The organism is Geodermatophilus sp. SYSU D00758, from assembly GCF_054049955.1.
This window is the reverse complement of record NZ_JBJGYK010000034.1, coordinates 13,252-33,264: the sequence shown is the minus strand read 5'-3', so window position 1 is coordinate 33,264 and position 20,013 is coordinate 13,252. Positions and strand designations below refer to the sequence as shown.

Here is a 20,013-nt window from a genome sequence, read left to right as displayed (position 1 = left end):
GGTTTCAGACGCCGGCTTCCAGCCGGGTCCGGGCCAGCCGCTCGACGAGCTCCGGGAGCGCCGTCACGGGCACCCCCGAGAGGTCGCGGCGGCAGGTGCGCACGACGGTGCCGATCACCTGCGGGCGCAGGCGGGCGGCGAACTCGTCGGAGAGGCGGGCGACGGCCTGGTCGACGGCTGGGTCGTCGGTCAGCGTCATGCGGGGAAGACCCTCTCTCGCGTCCGGGCGCCGGTGCGGCGCGGAACGTCCCCACCGTCACTCCTGTCCCGCGCGCACACCAGGGCCCTTCGTCCCGGCCGGGGCCCGGGGGCTGCGCGGGGCCCCCTGCGGGGCCACGATGGGCGGCGACCGAGGAGGTGACCGCGTGCCCTTCGCCGACCGCCGGGACGCCGGGCGGCAGCTCGGCGCCCGCCTGGCCGACCTCGGGCCGGCCGACCCCGTGGTGCTCGGGCTGCCCCGCGGCGGGGTGCCGGTGGCGGCCGAGGTGGCCCGGGCGCTCGGCGCGCCCCTGGACGTGGTGCTGGTGCGCAAGCTCGGCCTGCCGGCCCGGCCCGAGCTGGCGATGGGCGCGGTCGGCGAGGACGGCGCGGTGGTGCTCAACCGGGACGTGCTCGCCCGGTCCGGGGTCGGCGAGGAGGCCCTCGCCGCGGTGGAGCGGCAGGAGCGGGCCGAGCTCGACCGGCGGGCGCGCGCCTTCCGCGGCGACCGCCCGCGGGTCCCGCTGGCCGGCCGGACGGCCGTGGTGGTGGACGACGGCGTGGCGACCGGGGCCACCGCTCGGGCGGCCTGCGCGGTGGCGCGGGCCCTGGGCGCCGCCCGCGTGGTGCTCGCCGTGCCGGTCGCCGCGCCCCGGGTGGTGGCCGAGCTGGCCGGCGAGGTGGACGAGCTGGTGGCGCTGGAGTCCCCGCCGGGGTTCCGGGCCGTGGGTCAGGTCTACGGCGACTTCACCCAGACCCCCGACGAGGAGGTGGTGTCGCTGCTGGCCGGCGGCGGAGCCGGTCAGCCCGACGCGTAGCCGTCCCGCCCGGCCGCGGGGGCCGGCCACGGCGTCGCGGACGCCCGCGGCCGGCCCTCAGCCCAGGGCGGGTGCTCGGCCCAGGGCGGGTGCTCAGCCCAGGGCGGGTGCTCGGCCCAGGGCGGGTGCTCAGCCCAGGGCGATCGAGAGCACCGTGGCCCCCGCGGCGAGCAGCATCGCCAGCACCACGACGGCGGCGACCAGCCGCCGGCGCCGCTCGGCGTCCCGGCCGCCGGCGCCTCCCATCCCCATCACGGCGCGGAGGCTACCCCCGGGCACCGATGGGCCGGGCCGCTGCCCGGCCCCACAGCAGGGTGTCGAGGGCGGTCCCCGCCGGGGTCTCCCGGCGCACCTGCTCCAGCCGGTCGACCTCCAGCAGCGCGGCCACGGGCGCCAGCCGCTCGACGCTGTGCAGGATCGCCGGGTCCTGCGGGCCGCCCACCCCGTGCGCGATGTTGTCGGCGTCGTGGCCCAGGACGAGCAGCCGGCCGCCGGGCCGCAGCCAGCCCACCGCCCGCCGCAGCAGCGCGGCCGTCTCGGCCTCGGGCAGGTGCAGGTAGGCCACGAGGACCAGGTCCAGCGAGCCCTCGGGCGCCGCCCAGGTGCGGACGTCCGCGGTCACCCACCGGACGCGGTCGGCGCCCGGCCGCGCCTGCCCGCGGGCCAGCCCGGTGGCGGAGAAGTCGACCGCGGTCACCCGCCAGCCGAGCCCGGCCAGCCACAGCGCGTGCCGCCCCTCCCCCGCGGCCAGGTCCAGCGCCCCGCCCGGTGGCAGGTCGGCCAGCAGCTCGGCGACCAGCGCGTTGGGCTCCCCGGACCACTGCTGGCTCTCGGCGTAGCGCGCGTCCCAGTCCTGTGCTCGCACGGCGCCGAGTGTGCCCCCGCCGTCCCGCGGTGGCGCAGGACGCCCGCATCAGTGCAGGACCATCCCCCCGGCCACGTGGAGGGCGTCGCCGGTCAGGTAGTCGGAGTCGCTGGAGGCGAGGAACACCGCCGCGCGGGCGACGTCCTCGGGCTCCCCGACCCGGCCCAGCGGGGACAGCGCCGACCACGAGGCGGCCTCCGGGCGGTCGGCGGCGGTGTGCGGGTCGCGCACGTAGCCCGGGCACAGGCAGTTCACCGTGATCCCGTGCGGGCCGAGCTCGTGGGCGGCCGCCCGGGTCAGCGCCATGACCGACGCCTTCGCCGCGGCGTAGTGCGCCTGCCCGCCGGCGCCCCTGCCCGCGCTGGCCACGTTGACCACCTTCCCGGCGCACTCGTCGCCGGGCGCCCGGAAGCCGACCATGGCCAGGGCCGCGGTCTGGGTCGTGGTGAGCATGGTCCGGGCGGGCAGCGAGAAGCACGAGGCGAGCTCCGCCGGCTCCATCTCCAGGAGGGGGGCGAAGCGGCCGGGCCCGGCGTCGTTGACCAGGACGTCGATGCCCCCGAGCCAGGCGATCGCCTTCTCCATCGACTCGCGGGCCTGGCGGACGTCGTCGAGGTCCACCGCCCACGTCCGGCAGCCGATGGCGGCCGCGAGGCGGTCGAGCGCGGGACCGTCCCGGTCGAGGACGACGACCCGCGCCGCCTCGGCGGTGAAGGCCCGGGCGATGGCCGCCCCGATGCCGGTCGCGCCGCCGGCCACCACGACCCGGCGTCCGGAGAGCCGCCTCACCGGGCCGTCCGCCGGGGAGCCGGGGCGGGGGACTGCTGCAGGGGGTGGAGCATGGGCTCGCGGTGGAGCATGGGCTCGCGGTGGAGCATGGGCTCGCGTCTTCCGTCGGGGGTTCCGGTCCGCGCGCCCGTACCCACTCTCCCCGGCGGCTCACCTCCCTCTTCCGGAACAGCTCGTGCCGGATGGCCCGGCGGCGGGTGTGGGACCGCGCTGCCGGCGGTAGCCCCCGGGCATGGCCGCCGTCATCTCGCTGATCGTCGTCGTCATGCTCGGGCTGGTCGTCACCCGGGTGGCCACCGTCGCCCTCACCATGACGGGGATGACCCTCCAGCACGCCCGGTTCCAGGCCCGGTCGGCCTTCACCGGGACCGGCTTCACCACGTCCGAGGCCGAGTCCGTGGTCGACCACCCCGCCCGCCGCCGGATCGTCATGGTGCTCATGCTGGTCAGCGGCGCCGGTGCGGTGTCGGTGCTCGGCACCCTCATCCTCAGCTTCACCGGTGTCGACTCCACCGCCGGCGGGTTCGCGCGGGCCGCGGTCATCGTCGGCTCGCTGGCCGTGCTGCTCTGGCTGGCCCGCAACCGGGTCGTCGACCGGGCGCTGCGGCGGGTCATCGAGCGCTACCTCCGGCGCTGGACGGACTTCGACGTCCGCGACTACGCCGCCCTGCTGCACCTGCGGGGCCGGTGGCGGGTCGTCCAGCTCCCGGTGGCCGACGGCGACTGGGTCACCGCCCGCCCGCTGGGCGAGCTGCGGCTGCCCGAGGAGGGCATCACCGTGCTGGGCATCGAGCGCGCGGGCACCTGGATCGGCGCGCCGAGCCTGGACGAGCACCTGCGGGCGGGCGACGTCGTCGTCCTCTACGGCCGGGAGGCCATGCTCGCCGACGTCTCCGAGCGCCTGCACGGGGAGGAGGGTGACGTGGCCGGCGAGCGGGCGCGGGCCTGGCACGCGGCGACCCCGCCGATCGAGCGGCTCGAACGCCCGACCCGCCGCCGGGAGCGGGGCGGGCAGGAGGGCGGCGCCACCCGGTGAGCCGGCCCCGGGCCGTTTTCGTCGCAGGTCCGTGCCAGGGTCAGGAGGTGACCACGCCGGCCGGGGGGACGTCGCCGCGGGAGGTGGCGCTGCTGCGCCTGGTGGCCCAGCGGGTCGCCGGGCCGCCGTTCCCCGACGCCGCCGCGGCGGTCCGCGCCCTCGGCGCGGTCCAGGGCCAGGACCTCCCCGGCGCACTCGTCTCGGTGGCGCTGCGCACCGCCGGCCGGTCACGGGCCGGGGTGGCGGCCGCCCTGGACGCCGGGGAGGTCGTCCGCTCCTGGCCGATGCGCGGCACCCTGCACCTGGTCGCGGCCGAGGACCTGCCCTGGATGCTCGACGTGCTGGGCCCGCGGGTGCTGGCCGGGGCGGCGAAGCGCCGCGCGACCGTCGGCCTGACCGAGGCGGACCTCGAGCGGGCGCGGGAGGCCGCCGTCGCCGCGCTCTCCGGTGGCCGGCGGCTGGGCCGCACCGACCTGCTGGCCGCGATCGGCTCGGCCGGGGTCGACGTCTCCGCCCAGCGGGGCTACCACACCCTCTGGTACCTCGCCCAGACCGGGACGCTGGTCCTCGGGCCGACCGCCGGCGGGGACCAGGCCTTCGTGCTGCTCGACGAGTGGGTCCGCACGCCACGGCGGCTCGAGGGCGCGGAGGCGCTCGGCGAGCTGGCGCTGCGGTACTTCACCGGCCACGGCCCCGCCACCGTCGCCGACCTCGCCCGGTGGGCCGGCACCACGGTCCGGGACGCCCGCACCGGGCTGGCGCTGGCCCGGCCGCGGCTGGAGACGATCGCCGTCGACGGCACCGAGCTGCACCTGGACCCGGCCACGCCCGAGCGGCTGGCCGCCTGCCGGGCCGAGGCCGCGGCCCTGCACCTGCTCCCGGGCTTCGACGAGTTCGTGCTCGGCTACGCCGACCGCACCTGCGCCGTGCCGGCCGGGTTCGCCGACCGCATCGTCCCGGGCGGCAACGGCGTCTTCCGGGCCACCGTGGTCAGCGGCGGCCAGGTGGTGGGCACGTGGCGGTGGACCGGGCGCGGCACCGGCCGTGCGGTGGCCGCCGAGCCGTTCACCGCCTTCACCGACGACGTCGCCGCGGGCATCCCGGGGGCGGCCGCGCGGCTGCCGTGATCCGGGTGGCCGGGCCCCGGCCGCACGCGGTTGGCTGGGCGCGTGGAGTCTGGGCGCATGGAGTACACGCGCCTGGGCAGCACCGGCCTCGAGGTCTCGCGGATCTGCCTGGGGATGATGAGCTTCGGCGACCCCGCCCGCGGCAACCACCCGTGGAGCCTGCCGGAGGAGGACAGCCGCCGGCTGATCGAGAAGGCCCTGGCCGCGGGCATCACCTTCCTCGACACCGCCAACGTCTACTCGGACGGCTCGAGCGAGGAGATCACCGGCCGGGCGGTCCGGGACTTCGCCGACCGCGACGACGTCGTCCTCGCGACCAAGGTGCACGGCCGGATGCGCCCGGGCCCCAACGGCGCGGGGCTCTCCCGCGTGGCGATCATCCGCGAGTGCGAGGCCAGCCTGCGGCGGCTGGGCACCGACCACGTCGACCTCTACCAGATCCACCGCTGGGACCCGCACACGCCGGTCGAGGAGACGCTGGAGGCGCTGGACTGGCTCGTCCGGTCGGGGAAGGTGCGCTACCTGGGCGCCTCGTCGATGTGGGCCTGGCAGTTCAGCAAGGCGCTGCACACCGCCGGCGAGCACGGCTGGCACCGCTTCGTGTCGATGCAGGACCACTACAACCTGCTCAACCGCGAGGAGGAGCGGGAGATGCACCCGCTGTGCGTCGACCAGGGCATCGGCGTGATCCCGTGGAGCCCGCTGGCCCGCGGCCGGCTGACCCGCGACTGGGACGAGAGCACGCAGCGCTCGGGCACCGACGAGTTCGGCAAGCGCCTCTACGACCAGGTCGGCGACCGCGAGATCGTCGCCCGGGTCGCGGAGGTGGCCGCTGCGCGGGGGGTCCCGCGCGCCCAGGTGGCGCTGGCCTGGGTGCTGTCCAAGCCGGTGGTGACCGCACCGATCGTCGGCGTGACGAAGGAGGCGCACCTGGACGACGCCGTCGCCGCGGTCGACCTGGAGCTGACCGACGAGGAGGTCGCCCGGCTCGAGGAGCCCTACACCCCGCACGCCGTCGTCGGGTTCTGACCACCGGTGCCCGGCCGGCCCGCGGGGGGCCGGCCGGGCACCGGTTCAGCCCTCGAGCCCGGCGGCGAACTGCTCGAGGTCGTCGAGCACCAGCCCGGCGCCCAGCGGGCCGATGGCGAGGAACCAGCGGTCGTCGCTCACCTCGTAGGCCCGCCCCTCCTGCACCGCGGGGATCGTCTGCCAGAGCCCGCCGCCGGTGACCTCCGCGGCCGCACCGGCGCCCTCCGGGCCGTAGGAGGACCAGAAGACGACGTCGCCCCCGGCCTGCGCGATCTCCTCCGGGCCGACCTCGACGAAGGTCTCGGCGGTGCGCTGGACCTCCGGCCGGGCGAAGCCGACGTCGGCGAGGACGGCGCCGATGAAGGAGCCCTCGCCGTAGAGCCGGATCGCGGTGGGGTCGGTGAAGCGCACCATGCTGACCTCCGTGCCCGCCGGGTCGCCGTAGAGGGCGCCGACCTCGGCGGCCCGCTCCTCGTGGTCGGCCAGCAGCCGCTCGGCCTCCTCCTGGAGACCCAGGGCCTCCCCGGCCAGGAGCAGGTTCTCCTTCCAGGTCTCGCCGATGTCCTCCGCCATGACCGTCGGGGCGATCGCGCTCAGCTGGTCGTAGATCGCCTCGTGCCGGATGACGTTGGACAGGATGAGGTCCGGCTCCAGCGCGGCGATCCCCTCCAGGTTGGGCTCCTGGATCGTGCCGACGTTGGCGATGTCGGCCGGGTCGGCCCCGGCGTCCTCGATGTAGGCCGGCAGCTCGTCGCTGACCGCCGTGCGGACCGCGCCGACCGGCGTCACGCCGAGCGCCAGGGCCGTGTCGAGCTCCCCGGTGTCGAGGACGACGACCCGCTCGGGGGTGCCGGTGATCTCCGTGCTGCCGAGCGCGTGGTCGACCGTGCGGCTCTGCTCGGCCGCCGGTTCCGTCGTGGTCGTCGTCGCGCCGCCGTCCGAGCCGCACCCGGCGAGCAGCAGCCCCGCCACGGCGGCGAGCGCCCCCCGGCGGTACCGCACCGTTGCCTGCACCGTGGTCCTCCTCCCGCGCACCGGACCGTCCGGCACACGGAAGACAACTTAGGCCAGCCTCACCTCACCCGGTGATCCGGGTTCAGCGGCGCTCGACCACGAAGACGGGGATGTCGCGGTCGGTCCGCTCCTGGTACTCCGCGTACGGCGGGTAGGCGGCCACGGCGCGCTCCCACCAGGCGCGCTTCTCCTCGCCGTGCACCTCCCGGGCCACGCCGTCCCACGGCTCCGGCCCGTCCTGCACGGTCACCTGGTCGGGGTGGGCGCGCAGGTTGGCCACCCAGGCGGGGTCCGCGGGCGCCCCGCCCTTGGACCCGACCATGGCGTAGGCGCCCTCGTGCTCGACCCGCATGAGCGGCTGCTTGCGCACCTTCCCGGAGCGCGCGCCGCGGGTGCTGAAGACCACCACCGGGAGGCCGGTGTCGAGCAGGGTGTTCGCCTCGCGCCCCCCGGTGGCCTCGTAGCGCTCCACCTGGTCGCGGACCCAGGCCTCGGTGCTCGGTTCGTACTCGCCTTCCAGGGGCATGACCCGACCCTAGGGGTGCCCCGCCGTGCCCGCCGCTCGTCGGGAGGCCGCCCTCCGTTCCGGCCGCTAGCGTCTCGCCCAGGATCGCTGCAGGGAGGTGCCCATGACCGCGCGGCAACCAGCCGAGATGGCCCAGGCCGCCAGCGAGACCGGCGCGAAGAAGGTCCACCGGACGTGGGACCGGGTGCTCGTCAGCGCCTTCCTGGCCGGGGCCTACATCGCGTTCGGCGGCCTGGTGGCGATCACCGTCTCCGCCGGCCTCGACCCCGCGACCTGGGGCACGCTGCCGACGCTGTTCACCGGCGCGGTGTTCACCCTGGGCCTGGTCCTGGTGCTGATCGCCGGCTCGGACCTCGCGACCGGGAACATGCTCCTCGTCCCGCTCAGCGCCATGCACGGGCGGATCGGGTTCGGCGACATCGTGCGCAACCTGACCCTCGTGCTGCTGGGCAACCTGGTCGGCGCCCTGTTCGTCGCCTACTTCCTCGCGGTCTCCACCGGGGTCATCGGCGACGCCGGGGCCGAGCCGGGCAGCAGCGGGGCCCTCACCTACGAGCGGCTGGCCGACATCGCCGAGGGCAAGGCCGGCGGGCACACCGCGTGGGAGACGTTCCTGCGCGCGGTCGGGTGCAACTGGCTGGTCTGCCTGGCCGTCTGGATGTCCCTGGCGGCGACCACGGTGTCCGGGAAGATCCTGGCCATCTTCTTCCCGATCATGGCGTTCGTGGCGATGGGCTTCGACCACGTCGTCGCGAACATGTTCTTCCTGCCCGCGGCGATCTTCGCCGGGGTCCCCGACCTGGGCTGGGGGGACACGCTGCTCAACTGGCTGCTCGCCGGGGCCGGCAACCTCGTGGGGGCCGTCATCTTCGTCGGCACCTCCTACTGGTACCTCTTCCTCCGTGACAAGCCGGCAGAGCCCGCGCAGGCCGAGGAGGCCGAGCGCGCCTGAGCGCCCCGTGCCCGAGGTCGCGGTCCGCGGCGAGGCGCTGCTGGTCGCCGACCCCGAGGTCGCCGACCTGACCGTCTCGGTCCAGGTGCGGGCACCCGACCGGCAGCGCGCGCTGGAGCGCTGCACCGCCCGGCAGGGGGAGGTCACCCGCCTGCTCGACGCGGCGGGGGACGCCGTCGAGGACCGCCGCACCGCGCACCTGGCGCTCCTGCCCGAGGACGTCCCCGGGCGCCCCGGCTGCCGGGCCTCGCTCACCACCCGGGTGACCGTCCCGCCCGGTGCGGTGGCCGACCTCGCGGCGGCCCTGGGGCGGCTGGAGGACGTCGCGGTCACCGGCCCGCACTGGCGGCTGCGTCCCGACAGCCCGGTGCACGAGCAGGCCCGGCTGGCCGCCGTCCGCGACGCCGTCGTCCGGGCGCGGCACTACGCGGCGGCGTTCGGCGCCCGCCTCACCGCCCTGCTGGAGGTGGCCGACGCCGGCCAGGGCGGCCCCCGGGTCGCGGTCCCCCTGGCGGCGGTGGCACGGTTCGGGTCCGACGAGCCGCGGCTCGACCTCACGCCGGCCCCCCAGGAGGTGTTCGGCGCGGTCGAGGTGCGCTTCGCGATGTCGCCCCCCGACCCGGAGGTCTTCCGAGCATGAGGTACCGCGAGGACGCCAGCCTGGACACCTCCGGCGTCCGCGACCGCCGCGGGGTGCCCGGCGGTCGCGGGCTGGCCGTCGGCGGTGGCGGGCTGGGACTGGTGGGCGTCGTCGTCCTCGTGCTGTTCCAGCTGCTCGGCGGCGGGGACGGCGGTGGTGCGGGCGCCGCGCTCGGCGGGCTGTCCGGCCTCGGCCAGGGCGAGACCGCGGACAACACCGAGCTGGCGCAGGCGTGCCGCACCGGGGCCGACGCCAACGCCTCGCGCGAGTGCGCCGTCGTGGCCGACGTCGAGTCGATCCAGGACTACTGGACCGGCGTGCTCGGCGACGCCTACGTCCCCACCGAGACCGTCTTCTTCTCCGGCTCCGTGCAGACCGCCTGCGGCGGGGCCACCAGCGGGTCCGGGCCGTTCTACTGCCCGGCCGACCAGCTCGTGTACATCGACCTGACCTTCTTCGACGACCTGCGGGCCCGGTTCGGCGCGGAGGGCGGCGCCTTCGTGGACGCCTACGTCATCGCCCACGAGTACGCCCACCACGTGCAGAACCTGCTGGGCACCGACCAGCGGGTGACGCCGGGCGAGACCGGCCCGCTGTCGGGCACCGTCCGGCTCGAGCTGCAGGCCGACTGCTACGCCGGGGCGTGGGCGCGGCACGCCGAGACGGTGCCCGACGACTCCGGCGCCCCGCTGATCGCCGAGATCACCCAGGACGACGTCGACCGGGCGCTGGACGCCGCCGGCCGGATCGGCGACGACTTCATCCAGCGCGAGCTCGGCGGCGGCACCGTCGACCAGGACGCCTTCAGCCACGGCACCTCCGAGCAGCGGCAGCGCTGGTTCCTCACCGGCTACGAGACCGGCGACCCGGCGCTGTGCGACACCTTCGCCACCGACGACCTGGGCTGACCGTGACCGACCACCTGCGACTCGCCACCGACGGCCCCGTCGCCGTCCTCACCGTCGACCGGCCGGAGAAGCGCAACGCCTTCAGCGCGGCGATGTGGGCGGCGCTGCCCGAGGTGCTGGCCGGGCCGGCCGCCGACCCGGCCGTCCGCGTGCTCGTGGTCACCGGCGCGGGCGGGAGCTTCTGCGCCGGAGCGGACATCGGCGACCTGCTCGGCGGTCCGGACGCCGAGGACCCGATGGCCGCCCTGCGCCGCGACAACCTGGCCGCGCAGGCCGCGCTGCGGTCGTTCCCGAAGCCGACGATCGCCATGGTGCGCGGGCACTGCATCGGCGGCGGGGTCGAGCTGGCCACCTGCTGCGACCTGCGGCTGACCGACCCGACCGGGCTGTTCGGGGTGACCCCGGCCAAGGTGGGCGTCGTCTACGCGCCCGAGTCCACGCGGGCGCTGCTCGACCTGGTGGGGCCGGCGACCACGCGGTGGCTGCTGTTCAGCGGCGAGCTGCTCGACGCCGACGCCGCACTGCGCACCGGGCTGGTCGACCGGGTCGTGCCGGCCGACGGCCTCGAGGCGGAGGTGACCCGGCTGGCCGGGGTGCTGGCGTCGCGCTCGGCGCTCTCGCAGCGGGCGACCAAGGAGGTCGTCGCAGCCCTGACGACCGGCCGGGACGGGCAGGCCGAGGCGGCCCGGTGGTACCGGGAGACCATCGCCTCCGGCGAGCTGGCCGAGGGGGTCGCCGCCTTCGCCGCCCGCCGTCCGCCGCGCTTCCCCTGGCGCGGCTGACGCCGCCGGACCCGGTCAGGAGGCCGCCGCGAGCTCCTGGTCGTCGGCCTCGACGGCGGCGTTCCAGTCCGCCTTCTCGGCCCGCCACCCCTCGTCGGTGCGGCCGAGCCGCCAGTAGCCGGAGGCGGAGAGCAGCTCCCGCGGCACGGCGAGCTCGGCGCGCAGGTGGCGGCGCAGCTCGCGGACCGCGCCGGCCTCGCCGTGCACGAAGGCGTGCACCCGGCCGGCGGGCAGCTCGGCGGTGCGGACGGCGTCCACCAGGGCCGCACCCGGCCGCCCGTCGCGGTGCACCCAGACCAGCTCCACCCGGGGCGGGAGGTCCAGCGGCTGCTCCTCGGTCGCGTCGGCCACCTCGACGAAGACGCGGGCCGCCGCCCCTGCGGGGAGCCGCTCGACGGCCGCCGCGATCGCCGGGAGGGCGGTCTCGTCGCCGGCCAGGAGGTGCCAGTCGACCTCGGGCAGCGGCGCGTAGGCGCCACCGGGGCCGAGCAGCTGCACCAGGTCCCCGGGGCGCGCGGCGACCGCCCACGGCCCGGCGACGCCCTCGTCGCCGTGGACCACCACGTCGAGGGTGAGCTCGGTCGCCGCGGCGTCCCAGCGGCGCACCGTGTAGGTGCGCAGGACCGGCCAGTGCTCGCGCGGGTGCTCCCGCTGCACGTCGTCCATGTCGAAGGGGGCGCGGTAGCCGGCGCCGGTCGGCGGCAGGACCAGCTTGACGTAGGAGTCGGCGTGCTCCGGGGCGAAACCGGCCAGCCCCTCCCCCCCGAGGACCAGGCGCACCACGTGCGGGGTGACCCGCGAGACCTGGCGGACGGTGGCCAGCCGCGGGGTCCGCGGACGGCGCCGGGCGGGTTCGGGCATCGGGGACTCCTCGCCTCGGATCAGGGAAGCCTCACCTTACCCGGCCCGGTGGGGCCGACGGGTTCGCCCACCGGCGCACCCGCGGACGGGCCTGTTTCGCCGAGGCGCGACCGGGGGTATCCCGATCGCGGTGCGCGGCAGCCGGCCTCGCACCCGGACCGAGCGGCCGCCATCGGCGCCCGGCCGCTCCCCACCACACGGTCGCACCGTGCGCGCCCGTCCGGGGCCCTCCCCCGATGGCACCGGCGCGCCGACCTGCACACGGATGGTCGACGACCGTTGATCACCGATGTGTGGGTGATCGCGTGGTGGGTACGCGCCTCAATCGACACCAGATCGTCACCTTCGTGACCCACCGCCCAGGAGGAGCGATGACCCACTCCGTAGACACGCCGTTCCCGCCGCCCCCCGCAGCCGGCACGGGCGGCCCCGGCGCCACCTCCCCGCAGTCCCAGGGCCAGTCGACCAAGGACGTCGCCAAGGACGAGGCCCGCGCCGTCGGCCAGACCGCCGGCGAGCGCGGCAGCCAGGTCGCCTCGACCGCCGCGGACCAGGCCAAGGAGGTCGCCGCCGAGACCAAGCAGCAGGCCCAGGCGCTGGTCGACCAGGGCCGCAGCCAGCTCCGCTCGCAGGCCGTGTCCCAGCAGCAGAAGGCCGCGCAGGGGCTCACCGGCATCGCCGAGCAGCTGCGCTCCATGGCCGAGGGCAACGGTGCGCCGTCCGGCCCGGCCCGCGACCTGGTCACCGAGGCCACCGACCGCGTCGAGCAGGTGGCCCGGTGGCTGCAGGACCGCGAGCCGGCCGACCTCCTCGACGAGGTCCGGTCCTTCGCCCGCCGCAAGCCCGGCACCTTCCTGCTCGGCGCCGCGCTCGCGGGCGTCGTCGCAGGTCGCCTCACCAGCGGGGTGAAGGCCGCGCACTCCGACTCCGACAGCAGCCGCGGCCGGTCCGCCGGTTACCGGCAGACCAACTACGTGGAGCCGGCGCCCACCTACTCGACGACCCCGGGCTACGGCGAGACCGCCGGCTACGCCGAGACCACCACGCCGGCCACGACCGCCCCGACGGCCGGCACCACCGCGGGCACCGCGGTGCCGCCGCCGCCGTACGGCACCGTGCCGCCGGCCGGCACCGCCGTCCCCCCGACCACCCCGGCCGGCTGGGACGACCCCACCCGCCGCCCGGGCCAGGGGGTGTGAGGCGACGATGAGCTCTCCCTACTCCGGCGCCACGCCGGTGACGCAGCAGTCCCCGCAGGCCGGGGCCTCCACCCACGGCAACTACACCGTGCCCGCCGACCAGGACGCACCGCACAGCGGCGACATGGGCACCCCGATGACCGCCGAGGGCCGCCCCGACGTCGCGGGCACCAGCGTCGGCCAGCTCTTCGGCGAGGTCGCCAAGGACCTCTCCACCCTGATGCGCCAGGAGCTCGCCCTGGCCAAGGCCGAGGTCAAGGCCGAGGCCGGCAAGGCGGGCAAGGGCGCCGGCATGCTCGGCGCCGCCGGGTTCGCCGGCTACATGGTGCTGCTGTTCCTCTCCTTCGCCCTGTGGTGGGCCCTGGAGAACGTGATGGACGCCGGCCTGGCCGCTCTGATCGTGGCCGTGCTCTGGGCCGTCGTCGGTGGCATCGCCTACGCGATGGGCAAGAAGGAGCTCAAGCGCGTGAACCCGAAGCCCGAACGCACCGTGGACACGCTGCAGCAGGTTCCCGGCGCCCTCAAGCCCCACTGACCCCGCCCTCCCGAGACCTGGAGCGACAGACATGACCACGAGCAACGACCCGGACGCCATCCGCCGGCAGATCGAGCAGACCCAGCGCGAGATCAGCTACGACGTCGACGCGCTCAACGAGAAGGTGAACCCGGCCCGCGTCATGGACCGACGGGTCACCTCGGCCAAGGGCCGGTTCTCCCGCATGCGCGACCGCGTCATGGGCAGCGCCCACGACACCCGGGACTCGGCGCGGTACCGGGCGCACGACGCGGCCGGTTCCGTCCAGGACCGGGCCCACGGGGCGGCCGAGTCCGTCCAGGGCGCGGCCTCGTCGGCGGCCGACTCCGTCCAGGGCGCGGCCTCGTCGGCGGCCTCGGCCGTCCAGCAGGCCCCGGACACCGTCGTCCGGCAGACCCAGGGCAACCCCCTGGCCGCCGGGGTCATCGCCTTCGGCGTGGGGTGGCTGGTCTCCAGCCTGCTGCCCGCCTCCGAGCGCGAGCGTCAGCTGGCCCAGCAGGCCGAGCAGGCCGTCCGCGAGCACAAGGACGAGCTGCTGCAGCCGGCCAAGCAGGCCGCCCAGGAGATGCGCGAGGAGCTCCAGCCGGCCGCCCAGCAGGCCGTCCAGGAGGTCAAGTCCACCGCGCAGGACGCCACCGAGACGGTCAAGCAGGAGGGCCAGTCCGCGGCCCAGGACGTGCAGGGCCGCGCCCAGCAGTCCCGGGAGACCGTGCAGAGCAACTCCGGCAGCTGAGCCCCGCACACCCCCGTATGCACCGCGCCCCCCGTCCGGCACCGCCGGGCGGGGGGCGCGGTGCGTCCGCCTCCCCCGTCGGGGTGAGGTCCGCTCCGATCGGCTGCGGCCGGGCGGCCGGGCGGCCGACGTCCTCCGTGTGCCGCCCGCGCCCGCCCTGCCCCCGCGCGCGCCGGCGGACACGGACCCGCCGGCGGAGCCGGCCGAGGCCGCGCTGCGGGCCGAGGTGGAGCGGTTGCGCGCCGAGAACGCCGAGCTGCGCGCCCTGCTGCGGCAGCCCGGCGGTGACCAGGCGGACGACCCGGCCACCGCGGCCCGCATGCTGGCCGCCCGCGCCCGCACCATGACCAGCGTCGTCGACGCGGTCACCGAGCAGTCGATCATCGGCACCGACCCCGACGGCGTGGTCCGGGTCTGGAACCCCGGCGCAGAACGGTTGCTCGGCCTGCCCCGCGCCGCCGTGGTCCGGCGGCGGCGGGTCACCGACTTCCACCTGGCCGAGGAGCTGGACGCGGCCGGCGGCGGGCTGGAGGCGCTGGTCGCCGCGGCCCGCGCCGAGGGTCGCGACGTCCGGGACTGGACCTACGTCGCCGCCGGCGGCCGGCGGCGGACCGTGTCGGTGGCCGTCACCCCGCGCGCCGACGAGGACGGCGCCCCCGCGGGCTGGAACTTCGTCGGCACCGACGTCACCGACGCCCGCGAGACCGAGCGGCTCAAGGAGCAGTTCCTGGCTCTGGTCAGCCACGAGCTCCGCACGCCGCTGACCTCGATCCTCGGCTACCTCGAGCTCGTCCTCGACGCGCCCGGTCTCGACCTCCCCGAGCCGCTGCGCGGGTACCTGGCGACGGTGGGCCGCAACGCCGAGCGGCTGCAGCGCCTGGTCGGCGACCTGCTGTTCACCGCGCAGGTCGACGCCGGCAGGTTCTCCCTCGACCGGGCCGAGGTGGACCTCGCCGAGGTGGTCCGGGCGGCCGAGGAGTCGCTCCGGCCGAGCGCCGGGGCCGCGGGTGTCGCCGTGACCGTCGCGGTGCCGCCCGGCGGGCTGGTGGTCTCCGGGGACGCCGTCCGGCTGGGGCAGGTGTGCGACAACCTCCTGTCCAACGCGGTCAAGTACACCCCGCGCGGCGGCCGGGTGGAGCTGTCGCTGGCCGGGGCGTGGCGGGCCCCGGACGGTGCGGTCACCGCCGACGAGGTCCCCGGGGCGGTCCCGGTCGCCCGCCTCACCGTGGCCGACACCGGGATCGGCATCCCCGAGGACGAGCAGCGGCTGCTCTTCACCCGCTTCGCCCGCGCCTCGACGGCCCGGCGCTCCGGGGCCCCCGGGATCGGCCTCGGCCTGGCGGTCACCGCGGCCATCACGGCGGCGCACGGGGGCGACCTCGCGGTGACCAGCGCGGAGGGCCGCGGGACGACGGTCACGCTCACCCTCCCCCGCTGACGCGGCCCCGCACCCCCGGGTCTTGCGGCGGTCTTGCGGCCGCCGGGCGGCGCTGCTGCGGCCGGCCCGGCACGGTGGACGGCGCACCCCACCGTCTCGGAGGACGCATGCCCGCCCACCGGCCGCCGCCCGCGGCCAGCCCCACCGCCCTCGTCGTCGCCGAGGACCCCGCCGACCGCGGCCGCGCCGCCGGCCTGCTCACCGCGGGCGGGTGGGCCGTGGCCGCCGCCGCGGACGTCCGGGAGGCCGTGCGGGCCGCCCGCCGGACGGGCCCGGACCTGGTGGTCAGCGCGCTGGCCCAGCCGTCGGAGAGCGCGGCGCTGCTGCGGCGGCTGCGCCTGGCCGGTTGCCGGGCACACCTGGTGGTCGTCGCGCGCGGCGCGCGCGAGGGGGACCGCGCCGAGCTCCTGGCGGCCGGCGCCGTGGCCTGCCTGCCCGACCTGCCCGAGCCCGGGCTGGTCGCGCGGCTGCTGCTCACCCGGCTGCCGGTGCCCGCGCCCGGGCCCGGCTCGCCGCCCCCCGACGACCGCGAGGTGGGCCGGCTGGAGGCCGACCTGCGGCAGGACCACGCGCGGGCGCTGCCGGCCCGCGTGCGCGCCGTCGCCGACGCGGCGCACGGCGGGGACCCGGTCGAGCTCGCCGCGGCCGCCGGCGCGCTGGCCGGGGTCAGCGGCCAGCTCGGGGACGCCGAGGTGGCCGAGCTCAGCTCGTCGATCGCCCGGGCCGCCCGTCGCGGCGAGGTCGCCGACGACCTGGTGGACGTGCTCGTGACCGTGGCCGGTCAGCCCACGAGCCGGTAACCGACCCCGCGGACGGTGCGGATCTCGGCGTCGGCCAGCCCGGCGGCCTGCAGCTTGCGGCGCAGGTTGGACATGTGCGCCTCGACCAGCCGGACGCTGCCGGCCCAGTCGGTCTGCCACACCTCGCGCAGCAGGGTCTCCCGCTGCAGCACCCGACCCGGCCGCGCGGCCAGCGCGGCGAGCAGGTCGAACTCGGTGCGGGTCAGGTCGACCACGGCACCGTCCACCCGCACCTCGCGGGTGTCCTCGTCGACCTCGAGGTCGGCCAGCCGGAGGACCGACCCCGCCGGCTCCGGGCCGGTCGGTCGCGCCGGCACCCGCGGCCGGCGCAGCATGACCTGCACCCGGGCCACCAGCTCGCGCGGCGAGAACGGCTTGGCCATGTAGCCGTCGGCGCCGACGGCCAGGCCGACCAGCAGGTCGACCTCCTCGGCGCGCGCGGTGAGCATGAGCACGTAGCACGCGCTCGACGCCCGGATCTGCCGGCAGACCTCGGTACCGTCGGCGTCGGGAAGGCCCAGGTCGAGGACGACGAGGTCCGGCTCGGCGCGCCGGATCTCGGCCAGCGCCGCCGCGGCGGTCCCCACGGCCGTCACCGCGAGCCCGGCGCGGCGCAGCACCGTGCTGACGAGGTCGCGGATCTCCTCGGTGTCCTCGACGACGAGCACCGACTGCTCGGTCACGGCTCTCGTGCCTCCTCCCGGCCGCGGGCGACGCGGTCCTGTCGGTGGCGTGGTCGGCACGCCCCCTGCCGGGGTGGAGCCGTGCCGGGCGTGCCTCCCCCGGGCGGATGAGGTGGGCCGATCCGTGCGACCGCGCACGCCGCTGGTCGCTGACCTGCGGAGCCCCGCCGCCGAGGCGGCCGGCCGCGTCCTCGACATCGTCCGCGGGATCGCCCTCCTGCTGGCGCTGGGCTGGCACTTCAGCCGGCACCCGAGCGGGTTCCCCGTCCTGGACGGGCTGCAGTGGCCGGGCGGGGGGTTCGGCTGGGCCGGCGTCGACCTTCCTCTTGCTCAGCCGCTTCCTGGTCGGCTCGCTGGTGCTGCGCGAGCGGCGCCGGACCGGCCGGTTCGACCGGTGCCGCTTCACCGTGCGCCGGGCGCTGAAGCTGTGGCCGGTGCTGTACCTGTTCCTCGCCGCGCAGGTGCTGGCCGGGTCGGTGCCGTGGGACGACCTGTGGCGCAACGGCCTCCACGTGCAGAACTACCTGGGCACATCGGTGGTGCACCTGTGGTCGCTGGCGGTCGAGGAGCACTTCTGCCTGGCCCTGGTGGTGCCGTTCCCGCTACTGACCCGGTGATCGCGCTCGGTGCGGCTGTGCCCCGGGGGGCTACACCGTCGCCTACCTGACCGCGGGCGCGTTCCTGCTCCTGCTGCACCGCGCGCCGGTCGTGGCGCGGGTCCCGGCGGTGTCGGCTCCGCTGGCCGCTCCGGGCCGTCACTCCTACGGCGTCCACATCCGGCACATCGCCCCGGCGCAGTTCGTGCTCGGCCGGCTACCCGCGGTGGGGTACCACTCGAGGACGCCGCTGGAGCAGCTCCGGAAGTAGGCCGCGGCGGTCGGCGTCGGCGTCGCCGCCACCCTGCTGGTGGAGCGCACGGTGCTGCGGCTGCGCGACCGGCTGCTGCCCGCCGACGGGCGGCGGGGGGACAGCGAGGCACCCACGTCGGGCTGGGGGACGGCCCGGTGCACCCTGCCACCCGCCGGGGCGACGGGCTGCCGCACCCGGTCGCGCCCGAGCTGGACCCGGTGCTCGCGCTCCGCTGACCCCGGCCGGGACGACCGCCGCGACGGTCAGCCGGCGGCCCGGTGCAGGACCACGGCGGCGGCGGGGGTCGGCGCCGTGGCCCCGCGGTGGGCGCCGGTGACGACGAACCCGTGCGGCGCCGCGGCCCGTGCGACGGCGTCGGCGGTGCTGCGGTCACCGCCCGGGCGCATGACGGAGAACGCCACGACCACCCGCCCACCCGGGACGAGGACGCGCCGCACGACGTCCCACTCGGGGGCCGGCGGCGTCCAGAACGCCCGCACGTCCACGGCGACCACGGCGTCGACCGCACCGGGCGGCAGCTCGGCGTCCACGAGCGGCGCGGTGAGCAGCCGCACCGCCCCGGCGTCGATCGCGGCCCGGTTGCGCCGGGCGGCCGCCGCGGTCATGGTCGCCGAGCGGTCCACAGCCACGACCTCCGCGCCGGCGGCGACCAGCAGCGACACCAGGACGCCGTGCCCGCACCCGACCTCGAGGACGCGCTCCCCCGGGCGGACGGCGACGACCCCGGCGGCCCAGGCCAGTCGCCCGGACGGCGCCGGGCCGGGCGAGCGTCCACCGCTCCCCACCCCCGCAACGCGCCGGCTCATGTCCAGACCGTAGGGCCCGGCACGGACCTGGGCTCGAGTCGATGAGCCTCACTGCCCGCCACCATTCGCTGACAAACGGTTCCATCCAGTGGTAGCCGTCGCTTCCACCGTCGTCCGCACGTGTCTAGCGTCACAGCTCCCCATTGCCGCAGCGGCGACGATGCCGCCGACGAAACGGAGCCCGGTCCGCATGCAGCACACCGCACGTCATGCTCGGCACAAGGCCATGGTGAGGGTCGCCTGCGGGCTCGCGTCCGCCTCCACCCTCGCCCTCGCCGTGACCACGCCGGCCCACGCGGCGCCGCCGGGGTCCGAGCCGACCGTGATCAGCAACCTCTCCTACGGCCCGGCGAACCCGGGCAACCTGCTGGACCTGCACCTCCCGGACGTCCCCGGCAAGGCCGCCCTGCCGTTGGTCATCTGGCACTCGGGTTCCGCGTGGTTCAGCAACGACGTCAAGACCGGTGACGGCGCCCTCGACGTCGCCCAGGAGTTCACCAGCCGTGGGTACGCCGTCGCGACCATCAACGTGCGCTCCAGCGTCGACGCCCGCTTCCCGGCGCAGGGCCACGACGTCCGCGCCGCCGTCCGCTACCTGCGGGAGCACGCCGCCGAGTACGGCATCGATCCGAATCGCTTCGGGTTCATGGGCAACTCGTCGGGCGGATGGTCGGCGGCCTTCGCCGCGACCACGAGCGACATGCGGCAGCTGCCCGGCGAGATGGGCGTGGACGGCACGTCCAGCGCCGTGCAGGTCGCCGTTCCGTTCTTCCCGCCGACGGACTTCCTCTCCATGGACACGTTCGCGGCGGAGAACGGCCTGCCGATGGCGCCCGGCATCTATCCCCACGACGCCCCGACGTCTCCCGAGAGCCGACTGATCGACTGCCCCGGCGAGGTCTTCCCGACCGACCTCGTGAGCATCCAGGCGTGCCCGGCCGAGACCGAAGCAGCCGACCCGAGCAGCTACATCGAGGGCACCGAGATCCCGGTGTGGGTCCTGCACGGCCTCAGCGACCCGCTGCTGCCCTACAACCAGAGCCGGCTCGTCTACGAGACGACGACGGCAGCAGGTAACGAAGCGCGGTTCACGCTCGTGCCCGGCGCCGGTCACTCGGTCGACGACATCATCGGCGCCGCGACGTCCACGACGTGGTCGACCCACCGCGGTGGACACGAGAGCGTCGTCGAGGGTGCGGCACCGACCTGGGACGACATCGAGCAGTTCCTGCACGAGAACCTCAGCCGCGCTAGGGGGAACGGCCGCTGAGTCGAGCCTGCGACGAGACGCGACGTGTGCCCGGGCGAGCAGCCGGCCCGGGCACACGTCGTGGCGCGGCACGACCGGGTGGACGGCCACGTTCGTCGCCTCCGCGGTCGCCGGCGCATCGGCAGCCCGTGGGC

Annotated in this window: 25 protein-coding genes; 16 read left to right on the top strand and 9 right to left on the bottom strand. The window is 76.6% G+C overall.

Going from position 1 to position 20,013, the window contains the following annotated elements; translation table 11 throughout:
- Positions 1-4 precede the first annotated feature (4 nt).
- A complete protein-coding gene (locus tag ACI8AC_RS19825; RefSeq protein WP_117378051.1) occupies positions 5-199 on the bottom strand; it encodes a three-helix bundle dimerization domain-containing protein in 195 nt (64 codons plus the stop codon).
- 166 nt (positions 200-365) lie between these two features.
- Here ACI8AC_RS19825 and ACI8AC_RS19820 point away from each other — a divergent pair, with 166 nt between their 5' ends.
- Positions 366-1,016 carry a phosphoribosyltransferase gene (locus ACI8AC_RS19820; RefSeq protein WP_456899550.1) on the top strand — a complete coding sequence of 217 codons (651 nt, stop codon included), beginning with the start codon at positions 366-368 and terminating at the stop codon, positions 1,014-1,016.
- 129 nt (positions 1,017-1,145) lie between these two features.
- On the opposite strand, the gene ACI8AC_RS19815 is transcribed toward ACI8AC_RS19820, so the two are convergent.
- From ACI8AC_RS19815 to ACI8AC_RS19805, 3 genes are read right to left on the bottom strand one after another with little or no spacing between them, the layout of a single operon-like run.
- Complete coding sequence (locus ACI8AC_RS19815; protein ID WP_255419349.1) at positions 1,146-1,271, bottom strand: hypothetical protein; 126 nt, start codon at positions 1,269-1,271, stop codon at positions 1,146-1,148.
- A gap of 10 nt (positions 1,272-1,281) precedes the next feature.
- A complete protein-coding gene (locus ACI8AC_RS19810) occupies positions 1,282-1,881 on the bottom strand; it encodes a class I SAM-dependent methyltransferase (RefSeq protein ID WP_456899549.1) in 600 nt (199 codons plus the stop codon).
- Positions 1,882-1,929: 48 nt separating this feature from the next.
- Complete coding sequence (locus ACI8AC_RS19805; protein WP_456899548.1) at positions 1,930-2,670, bottom strand: SDR family NAD(P)-dependent oxidoreductase; 741 nt, start codon at positions 2,668-2,670, stop codon at positions 1,930-1,932.
- A gap of 232 nt (positions 2,671-2,902) precedes the next feature.
- On the opposite strand from ACI8AC_RS19805, the gene ACI8AC_RS19800 reads away from it, so the two are divergent.
- The 3 genes from ACI8AC_RS19800 to ACI8AC_RS19790 are packed head-to-tail and all read left to right on the top strand — an operon-like array spanning position 2,903 to position 5,862.
- Positions 2,903-3,706 carry a cation:proton antiporter regulatory subunit gene (locus ACI8AC_RS19800; protein WP_456899547.1) on the top strand — a complete coding sequence of 268 codons (804 nt, stop codon included), beginning with the start codon at positions 2,903-2,905 and terminating at the stop codon, positions 3,704-3,706.
- Between the two features lie 47 nt (positions 3,707-3,753).
- On the top strand, positions 3,754-4,833 hold the full coding sequence (locus ACI8AC_RS19795) for a winged helix DNA-binding domain-containing protein (protein WP_456899546.1): 1,080 nt from the start codon (positions 3,754-3,756) through the stop codon (positions 4,831-4,833).
- Positions 4,834-4,890: 57 nt separating this feature from the next.
- Positions 4,891-5,862: an aldo/keto reductase gene (locus ACI8AC_RS19790; RefSeq protein ID WP_456899545.1), complete on the top strand. Its 972-nt coding sequence runs from the start codon at positions 4,891-4,893 to the stop codon at positions 5,860-5,862.
- Positions 5,863-5,907: 45 nt separating this feature from the next.
- Here ACI8AC_RS19790 and ACI8AC_RS19785 read toward each other — a convergent pair whose 3' ends face one another.
- On the bottom strand, positions 5,908-6,876 hold the full coding sequence (locus tag ACI8AC_RS19785; RefSeq protein ID WP_456899544.1) for an ABC transporter substrate-binding protein: 969 nt from the start codon (positions 6,874-6,876) through the stop codon (positions 5,908-5,910).
- 82 nt (positions 6,877-6,958) lie between these two features.
- Complete coding sequence (locus ACI8AC_RS19780; RefSeq protein WP_456899543.1) at positions 6,959-7,402, bottom strand: nitroreductase family deazaflavin-dependent oxidoreductase; 444 nt, start codon at positions 7,400-7,402, stop codon at positions 6,959-6,961.
- Positions 7,403-7,505: 103 nt separating this feature from the next.
- On the opposite strand from ACI8AC_RS19780, the gene ACI8AC_RS19775 reads away from it, so the two are divergent.
- From ACI8AC_RS19775 to ACI8AC_RS19760, 4 genes are read left to right on the top strand one after another with little or no spacing between them, the layout of a single operon-like run.
- Complete coding sequence (locus ACI8AC_RS19775; RefSeq protein WP_456899542.1) at positions 7,506-8,354, top strand: formate/nitrite transporter family protein; 849 nt, start codon at positions 7,506-7,508, stop codon at positions 8,352-8,354.
- A gap of 7 nt (positions 8,355-8,361) precedes the next feature.
- Complete coding sequence (locus tag ACI8AC_RS19770) at positions 8,362-8,994, top strand: SIMPL domain-containing protein (RefSeq protein WP_456899541.1); 633 nt, start codon at positions 8,362-8,364, stop codon at positions 8,992-8,994.
- Complete coding sequence (ypfJ, locus tag ACI8AC_RS19765) at positions 8,991-9,902, top strand: KPN_02809 family neutral zinc metallopeptidase (protein WP_456899540.1); 912 nt, start codon at positions 8,991-8,993, stop codon at positions 9,900-9,902. The genes ACI8AC_RS19770 and ypfJ overlap by 4 nt, the downstream gene beginning before the upstream one ends.
- A 2-nt stretch (positions 9,903-9,904) precedes the next feature.
- Positions 9,905-10,684, top strand: a complete 780-nt coding sequence (locus ACI8AC_RS19760; protein ID WP_456899539.1) for an enoyl-CoA hydratase/isomerase family protein — start codon at positions 9,905-9,907, stop codon at positions 10,682-10,684.
- Between the two features lie 15 nt (positions 10,685-10,699).
- On the opposite strand, the gene ACI8AC_RS19755 is transcribed toward ACI8AC_RS19760, so the two are convergent.
- Entirely contained in the window at positions 10,700-11,545 is an 846-nt protein-coding gene (locus tag ACI8AC_RS19755; RefSeq protein ID WP_456899538.1) for a siderophore-interacting protein, read from the bottom strand.
- Positions 11,546-11,916: 371 nt separating this feature from the next.
- Here ACI8AC_RS19755 and ACI8AC_RS19750 point away from each other — a divergent pair, with 371 nt between their 5' ends.
- The 5 genes from ACI8AC_RS19750 to ACI8AC_RS19730 all read left to right on the top strand — a co-directional run bounded on the left by ACI8AC_RS19750 (position 11,917) and on the right by ACI8AC_RS19730 (position 16,250).
- Complete coding sequence (locus tag ACI8AC_RS19750; RefSeq protein ID WP_456899537.1) at positions 11,917-12,744, top strand: hypothetical protein; 828 nt, start codon at positions 11,917-11,919, stop codon at positions 12,742-12,744.
- A gap of 7 nt (positions 12,745-12,751) precedes the next feature.
- The gene (locus ACI8AC_RS19745; protein ID WP_456899536.1) at positions 12,752-13,279 is read left to right on the top strand and encodes a phage holin family protein; all 528 of its coding nucleotides are present in this window, start codon (positions 12,752-12,754) and stop codon (positions 13,277-13,279) included.
- Positions 13,280-13,310: 31 nt separating this feature from the next.
- On the top strand, positions 13,311-14,012 hold the full coding sequence (locus tag ACI8AC_RS19740; protein ID WP_456899535.1) for a DUF3618 domain-containing protein: 702 nt from the start codon (positions 13,311-13,313) through the stop codon (positions 14,010-14,012).
- A gap of 139 nt (positions 14,013-14,151) precedes the next feature.
- The gene (locus ACI8AC_RS19735) at positions 14,152-15,450 is read left to right on the top strand and encodes an ATP-binding protein (protein WP_456899534.1); all 1,299 of its coding nucleotides are present in this window, start codon (positions 14,152-14,154) and stop codon (positions 15,448-15,450) included.
- Between the two features lie 107 nt (positions 15,451-15,557).
- The gene (locus tag ACI8AC_RS19730; RefSeq protein ID WP_456899533.1) at positions 15,558-16,250 is read left to right on the top strand and encodes a hypothetical protein; all 693 of its coding nucleotides are present in this window, start codon (positions 15,558-15,560) and stop codon (positions 16,248-16,250) included.
- Here the strand turns inward: ACI8AC_RS19730 and ACI8AC_RS19725 are convergent.
- A complete protein-coding gene (locus tag ACI8AC_RS19725; protein ID WP_456899532.1) occupies positions 16,232-16,933 on the bottom strand; it encodes a response regulator in 702 nt (233 codons plus the stop codon). The genes ACI8AC_RS19730 and ACI8AC_RS19725 overlap by 19 nt on opposite strands.
- A 326-nt stretch (positions 16,934-17,259) precedes the next feature.
- Between ACI8AC_RS19725 and ACI8AC_RS19720 the strand changes: the two genes are divergently transcribed.
- Positions 17,260-17,550: a hypothetical protein gene (locus tag ACI8AC_RS19720; protein ID WP_456899531.1), complete on the top strand. Its 291-nt coding sequence runs from the start codon at positions 17,260-17,262 to the stop codon at positions 17,548-17,550.
- A gap of 109 nt (positions 17,551-17,659) precedes the next feature.
- Entirely contained in the window at positions 17,660-17,800 is a 141-nt protein-coding gene (locus tag ACI8AC_RS19715) for a hypothetical protein (RefSeq protein WP_456899530.1), read from the top strand.
- A gap of 245 nt (positions 17,801-18,045) precedes the next feature.
- Here ACI8AC_RS19715 and ACI8AC_RS19710 read toward each other — a convergent pair whose 3' ends face one another.
- Complete coding sequence (locus ACI8AC_RS19710; RefSeq protein WP_456899529.1) at positions 18,046-18,609, bottom strand: methyltransferase domain-containing protein; 564 nt, start codon at positions 18,607-18,609, stop codon at positions 18,046-18,048.
- A 277-nt stretch (positions 18,610-18,886) separates the two neighbouring features.
- Here ACI8AC_RS19710 and ACI8AC_RS19705 point away from each other — a divergent pair, with 277 nt between their 5' ends.
- Positions 18,887-19,879, top strand: a complete 993-nt coding sequence (locus ACI8AC_RS19705; RefSeq protein WP_456899528.1) for an alpha/beta fold hydrolase — start codon at positions 18,887-18,889, stop codon at positions 19,877-19,879.
- The last annotated feature ends 134 nt before the right edge of the window (positions 19,880-20,013 follow it).